General features: G+C 39.9%; 11 protein-coding genes and 7 tRNA genes. 3 read left to right on the forward strand and 15 right to left on the reverse strand.

What is annotated here, in order from left to right; all coding sequences use genetic code 11:
• Positions 1–7 precede the first annotated feature (7 nt).
• From BUE08_RS08460 to BUE08_RS08520, 13 genes are all read right to left on the reverse strand, one after another.
• A tRNA-His gene (locus tag BUE08_RS08460) sits at positions 8–85 on the reverse strand.
• Positions 86–90: 5 nt separating this feature from the next.
• Positions 91–167, reverse strand: a tRNA-Arg gene (locus tag BUE08_RS08465).
• Positions 168–177: 10 nt separating this feature from the next.
• Positions 178–254 (reverse strand) — tRNA-Gly (locus BUE08_RS08470).
• 1 nt (position 255) lies between these two features.
• A tRNA-Pro gene (locus BUE08_RS08475) sits at positions 256–332 on the reverse strand.
• Positions 333–419: 87 nt separating this feature from the next.
• Complete coding sequence (locus BUE08_RS08480; RefSeq protein ID WP_286680729.1) at positions 420–905, reverse strand: metallophosphoesterase family protein; 486 nt, start codon at positions 903–905, stop codon at positions 420–422.
• Complete coding sequence (locus tag BUE08_RS08485; protein WP_286680730.1) at positions 902–1504, reverse strand: XTP/dITP diphosphatase; 603 nt, start codon at positions 1502–1504, stop codon at positions 902–904. The genes BUE08_RS08480 and BUE08_RS08485 overlap by 4 nt, the downstream gene beginning before the upstream one ends.
• An 11-nt stretch (positions 1505–1515) precedes the next feature.
• The gene (gene rph, locus BUE08_RS08490; protein ID WP_273702495.1) at positions 1516–2232 is read right to left on the reverse strand and encodes a ribonuclease PH; all 717 of its coding nucleotides are present in this window, start codon (positions 2230–2232) and stop codon (positions 1516–1518) included.
• Positions 2233–2266: 34 nt separating this feature from the next.
• The gene (locus tag BUE08_RS08495; RefSeq protein ID WP_059031586.1) at positions 2267–2788 is read right to left on the reverse strand and encodes a DUF2179 domain-containing protein; all 522 of its coding nucleotides are present in this window, start codon (positions 2786–2788) and stop codon (positions 2267–2269) included.
• A 57-nt stretch (positions 2789–2845) separates the two neighbouring features.
• Positions 2846–4789, reverse strand: a complete 1944-nt coding sequence (locus BUE08_RS08500) for an N-acetylmuramoyl-L-alanine amidase family protein (RefSeq protein ID WP_286680731.1) — start codon at positions 4787–4789, stop codon at positions 2846–2848.
• 195 nt (positions 4790–4984) lie between these two features.
• Complete coding sequence (locus BUE08_RS08505; RefSeq protein WP_286680732.1) at positions 4985–5917, reverse strand: GerMN domain-containing protein; 933 nt, start codon at positions 5915–5917, stop codon at positions 4985–4987.
• A gap of 60 nt (positions 5918–5977) precedes the next feature.
• Positions 5978–6670: a redox-sensing transcriptional repressor Rex gene (locus BUE08_RS08510; RefSeq protein ID WP_059031589.1), complete on the reverse strand. Its 693-nt coding sequence runs from the start codon at positions 6668–6670 to the stop codon at positions 5978–5980.
• A 63-nt stretch (positions 6671–6733) separates the two neighbouring features.
• Positions 6734–7813, reverse strand: a complete 1080-nt coding sequence (ychF, locus tag BUE08_RS08515; protein WP_286680733.1) for a redox-regulated ATPase YchF — start codon at positions 7811–7813, stop codon at positions 6734–6736.
• A 21-nt stretch (positions 7814–7834) separates the two neighbouring features.
• Positions 7835–8311: an aspartate/glutamate racemase family protein gene (locus BUE08_RS08520; RefSeq protein WP_286680734.1), complete on the reverse strand. Its 477-nt coding sequence runs from the start codon at positions 8309–8311 to the stop codon at positions 7835–7837.
• A 157-nt stretch (positions 8312–8468) separates the two neighbouring features.
• Between BUE08_RS08520 and BUE08_RS08525 the strand changes: the two genes are divergently transcribed.
• The 3 genes from BUE08_RS08525 to BUE08_RS08535 all read left to right on the forward strand — a co-directional run bounded on the left by BUE08_RS08525 (position 8469) and on the right by BUE08_RS08535 (position 8876).
• A tRNA-Ala gene (locus tag BUE08_RS08525) sits at positions 8469–8544 on the forward strand.
• A 5-nt stretch (positions 8545–8549) separates the two neighbouring features.
• Positions 8550–8624 (forward strand) — tRNA-Val (locus BUE08_RS08530).
• A gap of 177 nt (positions 8625–8801) precedes the next feature.
• Positions 8802–8876, forward strand: a tRNA-Ala gene (locus BUE08_RS08535).
• 106 nt (positions 8877–8982) lie between these two features.
• On the opposite strand, the gene BUE08_RS08540 is transcribed toward BUE08_RS08535, so the two are convergent.
• Both BUE08_RS08540 and BUE08_RS08545 read right to left on the reverse strand, forming a co-directional pair.
• On the reverse strand, positions 8983–10077 hold the full coding sequence (locus BUE08_RS08540) for a HigA family addiction module antitoxin (RefSeq protein ID WP_286680735.1): 1095 nt from the start codon (positions 10075–10077) through the stop codon (positions 8983–8985).
• A complete protein-coding gene (locus tag BUE08_RS08545; protein ID WP_286680736.1) occupies positions 10046–10393 on the reverse strand; it encodes a type II toxin-antitoxin system RelE/ParE family toxin in 348 nt (115 codons plus the stop codon). The genes BUE08_RS08540 and BUE08_RS08545 overlap by 32 nt, the downstream gene beginning before the upstream one ends.
• Positions 10394–11348 lie beyond the last annotated feature (955 nt).

Consider the following 11348-nt stretch of genomic DNA (forward strand, 5'->3'; position numbering starts at 1 on the left):
AAAATTATGGGGTGGATAGTGGGATTCGAACCCACGGCCTCCAGAGCCACAATCTGGCGCTCTAACCAAGCTGAGCTATACCCACCACAATGGCGCACCCGAGAGGATTCGAACCTCCGACCCACGGATTAGAAGTCCGTTGCTCTATCCAGCTGAGCTACGGGCGCATTAATAAGATGGAGCGGGAAACGGGATTCGAACCCGCGACATTCAGCTTGGAAGGCTGACGCTCTAGCCAGCTGAGCTATTCCCGCATGGTCGGGGCAGAGGGATTTGAACCCCCGACTCCATGGTCCCAAACCATGTGCGCTACCAAACTGCGCTATGCCCCGTCATCTTTGAGACAATCTATAGTATACATTAAATAACTTTTTGCGTCAAGATAATTTTAACATAATTTCTCCGGTATTTCAAACCCGTTATTTGACCTGCACATGGTGCGCAAAAACATCTTTTCCGGCAATTTCCAAAATCCCGAAAGTCCCCGGTCCGCCTTGCTTTGGCAAAGTTACGCTGCCGGGGTTAAACAGCAGCACTCCGGCAACTTTTAAGTTTTCGGGAATATGAGTATGGCCAAATATAACGATTTCGGCTGAAAGATTCTTTGCTCGCTCCAAAAGCCTATTTACGCCATATTTTACCTGATAAGTATGGCCATGAGCCAGAAAAATCTTTTTTCCTTCAATTTCTATAAGTCTTTCAGCAGGTGCTATACCTATGGGATCGCAATTTCCCGCAACACAGTATACCTTGTATCCCAATCTTTCAATAAATTTTGCATCAGATACTAAATCGCCTGCATGAATTATGGTATCAATTTCTTTATTCGTTTCACTCATGTATTCCAAGACTTTTTGTGTAGCGTTCTTCATGCCGTGAGTGTCGCTAAGCACTCCTATTTTCAAGCTTTGCCTCCTTGAGATATATTGATAAGGTGTGTCTTCATTTTCTTTATGGCCTTTGCCCTATGACTAATTGCATCCTTTGCTTGAGGTCCTGCTTCAGCAAGGGTTTTCTCCAACTGTGGGACAAAGAAAATCGGATCATAACCAAATCCGTCGCACCCTGCAGGCTCCAAAGCTATGTATCCTTCCAACTTTCCTTCCTCAATAAAGGTCCTTCCATCAGGCAGCACAAGAGCCAGCACGCATACAAATTCAGCTTGCCTTTTTTCGAAAGGTACATCCTTAAGTTCGTTAAGGAGTTTTTCAATATTATCTTTGTCAGAGGCCCCTTGCCCCGCATACCGGGCCGTAAAAACCCCGGGCCTTCCCGAAAGCGCTTGCACTCTAAGGCCGGAATCATCTCCCAATGCCGGCATCCCGGTTTTTGCGCAAGTTATTTTAGCTTTTAAAAGGGCGTTTTCCTCAAAAGTTGCGCCATCTTCGGTAATTTCAATCTCCGGAAAATCCTCCAGCGACATGAGCTTTACGGGAATATCCTCCAGCATTCTTTGAAACTCTAAAAATTTGCCTTTGTTTTTTGTAGCAATCACCAGTTCCATAGGCCTTTTCTCTAAATATCCTCCAGTATCCGTTTTTGTATCCTTATAAGTTCAGAGATGCCTTTAAATGAAAGATCCATCAGATCATTTAATTCTTCCCTAGTAAAAGGAAATGCCTCTCCTGTTCCCTGTATCTCTACTATCTGCCCTTTATCGGTCATAACCATATTCATATCTACTTGGGCGCATGAATCCTCTTCAAAATTCAAATCAAGCATCTTATAGCCATTTACAATGCCGGCACTAATAGCCGCCACATGGTTTCTGATGGGACTTGCCTCAATTGTTTTGCTGTCAATCAAGGTCTTTACGGCATCTGCCATAGCAATAAACGCCCCGGTTATTGAAAGCGTTCGCGTGCCTCCGTCAGCTTGAAGTACATCGCAATCAAGCCATATAGTTCTTTCGCCTAATGCAGTAAGATCAACTACTGACCGCAGTGCCCTGCCTATAAGTCTTTGGATTTCCATAGTTCTGCCGCTGGGTCTTAGTGTCTCCCGCACATTTCGAACACCTGTGGCCCTAGGAAGCATAGAGTACTCGGCAGTTATCCAGCCTTGCCCCTTTCCTCTGAGAAAATGAGGAACTTTATCCTCTACCGTAGCCGTGCAGACTACTTTCGTATCTCCGGCTTCGATAAGCACTGATCCTTCTGCATATTTGTTAAAATGTCTTGTTATAGTTATGGGCCTTATTTCGTCATAAGCCCTTCCATCTGCTCTTTGCAAAAAAATATCATCCTCTCTAAATCTTTCAACAGTCCTATTTTTCTTTGATGGTACGCCTAAAATATCCGCCTTTTGTCGCTCTGGTATCCATAACGGTAACAAAGGCGGAATTGTCATTTTCCTCTATAACCTTCAAAAGGCTGTCAAGGTCCTTCCTCGGTAAAGATACAATAAGGACCTTTTTCGGCCCTTCTTTTCCTTTGCCTTCCAAAACTGTAACACCAAAATTCATATTTCGAATCAGTAAACAAAGATCCTCGCGTTCTGTAATAACCTGAACTGTCATCAAACCTATTGCCAGTTTTTCTTCGATAAAACTTCCCACCACATTTCCTGTCGCAAAACCCAATGCATAAGCCAGAAGGTTTAAAGGATTGTCCAGGCTATTTACCACTTTGTTAAGCGCGGTTATGTATATGATAACTTCGCAAAATCCTATGCAGCCTGCTATGACTCCCTTTCCTCTGACAATCATCAGTGTTCTGACGGTTGACAAGGAAACATCAGACACACGAGCAAGAAAGATCAGCAGATACCCGCCGATTGAAGCTAACAAAGCATCTCCCCCCACATGTAAAAATCAAACATATCATATCAGACCCTAATTTTGGTGTCAATCAGTCTTTTGGCTGAAATAATCGATTATCCCCTGGCATATCCCTTCGGCGGCTCTTTGTCTGAAGCTGTCATCCATTAAAAGCGCAAAATCGTTGGGATTTGTCATAAAGCCGACTTCCACCAATACTGAGGGCATCTTTGTCTCTCTGGTAACTACAAGGCCCGGGCGCTCTACTATTCCTCTATTGTTTAAATTTATGGCACTTATCAAAGCTTTTTGCACTGCCTGGGCAAGAAGTTTCTTTTCTGCCGTGGGATAATATAGGGTTTCGGTTCCGGAAGGAGTGGAACCGGTTGTGGCATTACTGTGTATGCTTATAAACAGGTCGGCGTTTAAATCATTTGCCATATTCGCTCTTTCATACAAGCCCACGTATGTATCATCATCTCTTGTCATATAGACTTCGGCGCCGTTATCTTCAAGAACTTTTGCAAGCTTAAGACCAATTCCCAGATTAATGTCCTTTTCCTGCACACCATTTGCCAAAGCTCCGCACTCGCTGCCGCCATGGCCGGGGTCCACTACTATTTTCTTTCCTGTAAGCAGGCCTTCGGCAGCTGTTTGTGATGGGTACATTTCAAGCCTTATAAGGGATGATGGAGAATTTGACAGCAGCTGCCCCGTAGAGTAAGAAGCAGCATAGAATGTGATTTCAAGATTGCTGGCATTTCCGTCTTTTATCTTTGAAAACTCTATCCTGTCTATTACTCCATTGTTTACATTTATTGTTCCGCTGTTTGCCAAATCTTCTCCAAGTCCTGCATTATACGCAGTAAGTTTAAACTTCTTCTTATTTTTTCCTTCGGTAAATTCATAATTGATTTTGCCGTCAGCATCAATATCTATAAATGCTACTCCGCCTTGATTTGTAACCTCAATATTCGTGATGGTATCAATTTTAGAAAAAACAACCGATATATCGCTGCCGTTTTGACTTACTTGATAAGCAGCGTCCTTCTTTAAGTCAAAAACTACGCGCACAGTATCATCGGAAAATTGCCCCAGCCTTATATTTTCTACGAAATCGTTGTCCGGTGTATCCACCGAGGTTTTCTCTCCCAGTTTGATATTTTTGATATCAAGCACCAGTCTGTCGGGGTTTGAAAGGAGAAAATAATTTATGGTACAGCTGTCTGCTGCTTCTATATTTACCTTTAAATCTCCGTCGTCTTTCTTTGCCGTCACATCTTTTAAAACGGTATCAAAAGTCAGATACAAGTTCTTTTTATCTGATGAGCTGCTTATTTTAGGACTAGCTGCAGATTTTAGATTTAAAACAATTCGTGCAGTAGGAGGATCCACTGATATTTCCCCTGCAATCGCCTTATCTAAAAATTCACTGTCCACATCAAAAACGTTTTCCTTTGTTCCAAGGTTCGCTTCAACGTCGATTGCAAACTTACCCGCAATATCAGTATTTACTTCACTGTAGTTCAGCGGTCCGTCTCCCGTAATTACAACTGCAGGTTTGCCATCCACTACTTCATAGGAAAAACCCGTTATCTTAGTTTTGACGCTGTTTATTACGACTCTGCGCTGATCATTGTCCCAAGTTACATCAGCTCCTAGGGATTCGCTTAAAAATCGCAGGGGTACCAGCGTCCTGTCGTTTACTATTGTGGCAGGGGCGTCAAGGGTGATTTCTTGCCCATCTACTACTGCTTTTTTATCATCAATCTTTAGTGTAATATTTTTGGAAGCCGTGGCAACTTTCACCAGCCTGTTTGTATTGTCCCAGGCAACCTGTGCCCCCAGGTTTTCAGAAATAACTCGCACAGGTGCCAGTGTCCGATCATTTACTATAACCGGTGGCACATCGGAATCAACTTTTTGTCCATTTATGTAAATTTCGATAGGCTTTGCATCTGCAAGAGCGTATGCGGGAAGGCCTATAAATAAAAGAAAGATTGCGGCTGCGGCAAATATTTTCTTTAGCATGTCTTTGAAAACCTCCTATGATAGCTGCAGTTAGTCTAGTAATAATAAATCACATATTAATAACTTCGACTCTATAGCTTAAAATCCTCTATAAAAAAATAAGTGTAATCAAATTGTAAAATATGAAAAAGACAAATAAAGACTGTTTAAAGCTTTACCGCTCAAAACAGCCTTCCTCTCAAGGCGCTGAATTTCCTATTTTACCTTATTATACCATTTTTCAGGTTTGATCGGGTCTTTAATGCTCATATTGCTCGTAACGTAATCTAGCTTCTTGCCATTTACTAAAAGCTGAACCTGGTCAATGCCGTCGATAGAAGTAAGGGTTCGCACTACAGAATCTATTGCAATTTCGGCATACTGAACTTCATCATTAAATGCAAAAAGCGCATCTAAATCCAGGTCAATCTCCGCTGTTCCGTCTTTTATTTGAAATTCCCTGATTTTCATTTTGTTTGGAAAAACACTTATGCCCTCTATTCCCTCTATACCTTCTGACAAATATCTTAGTGCTTCTTTTGCCCTGTCTTCCGCCGATGTTTTATCGGTCTTGATAGTCAAAGGAATTAAATATTTTTTGTTACTATCGGTATAATAGACAGTAATGTATTTACTAAGTTCTGCCGGATTGTCCTTGTCTTGTGCGTATTGCTCCGGGTTTACCGGGTTTATGAACTTAGGTCTTTCCAGCATGCTCGCAAAAGGTTTGCCATTTACGCTGATATTTATATGAAGGATATTGTCACACTCTGTAAGGGTATAGACGATTTGTTTTACTGCAAGTTCAGTTAATTCCCGAGAAACATCCACTGATACAATATCCTGATTTATATTCAAACTATTTATCTTTACACCTGATACGCCGCTTTCAAATCCTTCCGGCACATCGCCTGAAAACAGCAAATTAATGGTAGTGCTGACCTTTTCTATATAATTGTCTGAATTTACATCGATATTATAGCTTACCGGCACAAGAAAGCTCGACTTTATATAATATATAAAAGCCATATTTTCCGCAGGAGGCTCTGCAGCTTGACCTAAAGGCTCTGCTCCCGGTGAATTGCCGCTGCAGCCTGCAAGCACAAAAATCATAAATAAAATTAATATGAGGTTGAGTGTTTTTTTCAAGCCCATTACCTTCTTTATGCTTCATATTAACTTTATTCTATCACATAAGCGGTTGTTTATCTACGGCCTAGGAAAGATTTTTCGTTTTTGCTTTAAAAGCCTTTTCTGAAGCTTATTTTCGTTTATTCGATAGCTTAAAGTAAAGAGGCTGTCGATTAAATGCACATTTTCTATAAGAATATCTTCATTTTCAAGTTTGATTTCTACCGGTGTAAAATTCCAAATGCCTCGAATGCGAGTTTTTTCAAGGATACCTGCGACTTTTTCAGCTTCGCCTTTTGGCACTGTCATTACCGCAATATCTATCTCGTTCTCTTTAATAAAATATTCAATCTCTTCTGTCGAATATATAGGGACATTATTAATTTTACGGCCTATCAAAGCAGGATTTGTATCAAAAACCGCCACTATATCAAAGCCATGGGTTCTAAACTCGCCATAATTTACCAAAGCCTGGCCAAGATTCCCCGCTCCTATAAGAACCATCTTATGCACTGTATCTAAACCTAAAATTTTAGATATTTCAAGATAAAGCTGCTGAACATTGTAGCCATAGCCTTGCTGGCCAAATTCGCCGAAATTGTTTAAATCCTGTCTTATTTGGGATGCGGTAAAACCTAAAATTTTACTAAGTTCTTGGGATGAAACCCGCTCCACGTTGTTCTTTAACAAATTCCCCAAGCACTCATAGTATTTAGGAAGCCGCTTTATTACAGCTACTGAAACCCTTTTTATTTCATCGGGTTGGTCCAAAAATATCACCCCGTTTGAGTTTGCTTTGTCATAAATATATCACAAGGGATTTTTTCAGTCAAATCAAACATTAAATCGGAAATTGATAATGTCGCCGTCCTGTACGATATACTCTTTGCCTTCAAGCCGGAGCTTTCCAAGTTCCCGAGCTTTTGCCATACTTCCGCCGCATTCTTTAAAATCCTTAAAGTTGATTACCTCTGCCCTTATAAATCCCCGCTCTATATCAGAATGGATCTTGCCTGCAGCAGCCTTCGCATTTGTTCCCTTCTTTATTGTCCATGCTTTGACCTCATCTTCGCCGGCAGTCAAAAAAGATATGAGATCCAGCTTTTCGTAAATAGCCTTTGCCAGCATATCTATTCCAGACTCCTTAATATTCAGTTCCTTCATAAACTCAGCCCTGTCTTCTTCGTCAAGCTCGCTGAGCTCTACCTCTGTCTTTGCGCTTATCTCAAGCACCGGAAGATTTTTCTCTTTACAGTATCTGAGCACTTCTTCTCTTTGTTCCCACCCGTTTACCAGCTGGTCTTCGTCAATATTTACCACTATTATCATCGGTTTTGCAGTAAAAAAATCCAGATGTTCTATCATTTTTTTCTCTTCATCGGAAAGTTCTATATCAGAAATTCCTACCTCATTTTCCAAAGGCTCACGAAGTTTTTTCAAAATTTCTCTTTCGGCTTCGGCCTCTTTGGTAATCTTTTTACTGGTATTTATTCGTTCAAGCCTTGTTTCCACAAGCTGCAGGTCTGCTAAAAGAAGTTCCAAATTAATATTTTCTATATCCCTTAAAACATCTATGGAGCCTTCCGGGTGTATTACATTTTCGTCCTTGAACGCCCTTACTATGTGAACCAGGCAGTCCACCTTCCTTATATTATCCAGAAACTGGTTGCCGCCTTTCCCTTCTCCTCTTGTAAGGCCCGGTATGTCTGTAACTTCTATCTGTGCATATGTAACCTTTTTCGGCTTGTAGATTTCGGCTAGAAAATCCACCCTTTCGTCCGGAACTTTTGCAAGGCCAAAATTCGCATCCAGTTTTCCGCTTTGGAAAGCGCTGGTCTCAATTCCTGCATGTGTAAGTAAATTAAAAAAAGTGGTCTTCCCCACTGTAGGTAAACCAATTAACCCAACTTTCACTTTAACATTCGCCTCCATTATTTAAATAATATATTTTCTTGGCTTTACTGAATAATGAATGAAGTTTACAAGATTGTTTATGTCAAAAACAGGAAGGCCTGATATATCATGTATCATCCGGGTAAAAGGACACATGTTAGTGCATTCCAAAACAATAGCTCCGGCGTCGGGATTTTCGGTGATAAATTCTTCTGTCATTTCCTTGATTTCATAATTTAATATTTCCAAATCCAGGTCAGGCTTGTTCCCTATAAAAACCGACGGAAATATCGCGTCTTCTTTCATCCCCTTTATTATAACAGGAATATCGTAAGAAGACCATCCCACACCTATTCCCATTATTTTGTTTGGTCGGGCGCCTTTAACTATTTTATATTTTACCGGAAAATCAAATGTTTCAGCGTTTCCTATATCGCCCGGGAGCCTTGGGAAAATCGTGTCAAGCATTAGTATGCCAATAGTTTGGCCATAATTAGTATATCCGCCTTTGAATTTCACGAAATTCATCTCCTATTATTTGCCTTACCATCAATATAACAAAGAGGCGAGCAAAACTCAATAAAATCTCGCCGCTAAAATAGGAAATTGCGGCTCTTGAATTTTGTCACGTTTTATATTATAATAAATTTGCTGTCGCACTTTAATTTTGGAAATTGGGGATATAGCTCAGCTGGGAGAGCGTCTGGTTCGCAATCAGAAGGTCAGGGGTTCGATCCCCCTTATCTCCACCATATATGGGCACGTAGCTCAGGGGGAGAGCGCTTGACTCACATTCAAGAGGTCGCAGGTTCGAAACCTGCCGCGCCCACCATACCATATATATCAAGGCGTTCAGCAAGAACTGACTACTTGGTTTTTTGTCTTGACATATCCTGCAAAAGTGGTATACTGATAAGCGTCTGTAAAAGTTTCCGGGGATATAGCTCAGCTGGGAGAGCATCTTAGCTATAAGTTTTTATATGGTAGATAATACTCATTAATTTAAAATGGGGCTGTAACTCAATGGGAGAGTGCTACAATGGCATTGTAGAAGTTGTGGGTTCGAATCCCATCAGCTCCACCAAATAAGAAATCTAAAACCCTTGTGATTAAACTCGCAAGGGTTTTTTGTATTTAACACAAGGGGTCAGTCCCTCTGTGCTGTTTTAGTCCCTCAAAATCACTATTATTCAGTTCCCCCTCGATTCGTAGCTGACTTTCTCATCCGAGTATTGATAATATTTAAGGTGTTTATCTTTTTGGAGCCTACCAATAAGAATGTAGGGAGGTATATTCTGCTTAGCACAAAATCGCTTGATATTAGGCAATGAATAATCTCTTTTTTGCACAAACTTATCATATTCCTCCGCATCGAGCAAAGTATTTGCGGCAAATTTGTCTGCTCTATCTTCTGCTTCACTTTTTGTAAAGTCATAATCGATTAATTTGTCCTCAACATCTCCGTTAATGATGTGTCCGATTTCATGAAAGAATGTGAACCAAAAGATATCTGCAAATTTTCGCCTAGTGGTCATGATCAAGCTTAAAGTACCGTCATCGTTCTTTTTAATCACACCCTGAACCGGAGCACCCCTAAAGTGTTTAACGATTGAAAATTTGATTCCACAATCAGCCAAGTAAGCTTTTAGCCGGGACTGAATTTTAGCCACATTTTCTTCAAACATTAGTTCTTTTATCAGGGGGATTTTTTGTTTCAACTTATCTGTATCAAGTTCTTGCTCAATCTTCTGGTCATCTATTATCAAGTCGCACATTCTCAGCCATGTAAACAAAACATATGGATTCACACTAGTAGCCGTCTCCAAGCGATAAGCACCCGCTTGAAATAGCTCTGGAATTTGTTTTAGACTGCTGACATTTAAAAGTTTCCTCAGCCAAACAACAAGCATTGGTCCCTGTGCTTCTTGGTTTATTAATCCCTTTTGTTTAAGGTGTTTTACGATATTCTTTAAATTTTCGGCAATCTTAAGCTCATCATCTGAGATGGCATTGATATCTTCAAAATCTGCCAGCTCTTTATCATAATTAGCCTGCAGATTGATCCAGAAACTAGCGTCAATGCCTAAGGCATACTCTAATTTTTTGGCAAAAGCAACTGATATATCTTTTTGACCTTTAATTACATTGCTGACATGTGGTTCTGTCACATTAGTTCTTAAAGCTAATTCTTTCTGACTCATCCCCCGCTCTTTGAGGACTTCTTTTAAAGTCTCTCCCGGATGAATAATAAGTTCACGAGATAAGCCACTCTTGTTTTTGGCCATGGTAATCCATCACTCCTCCTATAACAATCAAATCACAATTTTTTAAAGAAGCGGAATCTAAATTTTCGGCATCAGGCTTGACTATAAGTCTAATATTGCCAGAAATAGTAATTCCGTAATATCCCTGTAAATTGCCGGACAACGAATGAGGTTTCCCCAGCCCGGTACTGAGGTAGATATCGAAATTAACAGCAGCTTTTAATTGATCACAGCGCTTTTTTATACTTCTTGTTAAATCTATTCCTATTTTCTTTTTCATCAATTCAAAATTGCTGAAGTATTTTTCTACCGTTCGGCTTTTATATTTAAATTTCACGCCCCGCATCGCCACCCAACTTAACCATTTAGTTAACTTAACTAATCGGTTAACTATATTGTAGTATAGATATCAATTTTTATCAAGGAAAATCTAAAAAATTGTACAAATCGCTTTTTGCTTTCTCAACACTTATTTGTATCTGGAGTAAGGATATATTCTATTTTGCGGGTCTTGGTTGCACTCGTTTTTAAATGCGCACTATGTTCCTTAGATGCAGATTTCTTGCATTTACTCACCTAAATCAGGTAGAGAAAAAGCCCTAAAGCAAGTGCTCTAGGGCTAAAAACTTTAAGCTACCATTTCACTGTAGTTTACGATAAATACTTCTGCTTTGTTTTTCTTTATTTCTTCCACAATGGATTCTAATTTTAAGGCTGTCTAACATAAGGAGTCCGCCCGAGACCATTGAAATGTCCCACATAAAAGAAATCGGATTCTCAGCACAAGGGGTCAGTCCCTCTGTGCTGTTCTAGTTAAAATATGTCCACTCCACTTTATCTTATCTTTTTTCAAAGCCTCTTTAATGCTATCCATATTAAATACCATATTTACCTCCGTGCGCCTATCCTTTTACTTCTTAGATTGCTTTTAATTATATTATACAGTAAAAATAATAATATACCATGTTTGATTTAAGGCATAAAAAGGACATCTTCAGAGCATTTAAAAATACTACGTTTCCCAAGAGTAGATAAAAATAACGGTATAATGATAAGAAAGACGCCTCCGGGTAAGCTAATATTTTTTAAGCCTACCTAATTGGCTGGTTAAAAAAAGAAGAACCAACCAGCTAAGGTCAGTTCTCTTGTGTATCAGTTACTTAATAAGTGTATAAGTGAGTGCCTGACACCTTTAGTTAATATACTTTTTTACATCATCTAAGCTTTCATAGTCAAAGATGTCATCGATTATAACTTCTAGGGTAACTGAATCTAATTTTGATATCTTGGAT

Source organism: Tepidanaerobacter sp. EBM-49 (assembly GCF_001896645.1).
GTDB lineage: Bacteria > Bacillota > Thermosediminibacteria > Thermosediminibacterales > Tepidanaerobacteraceae > Tepidanaerobacter > Tepidanaerobacter syntrophicus.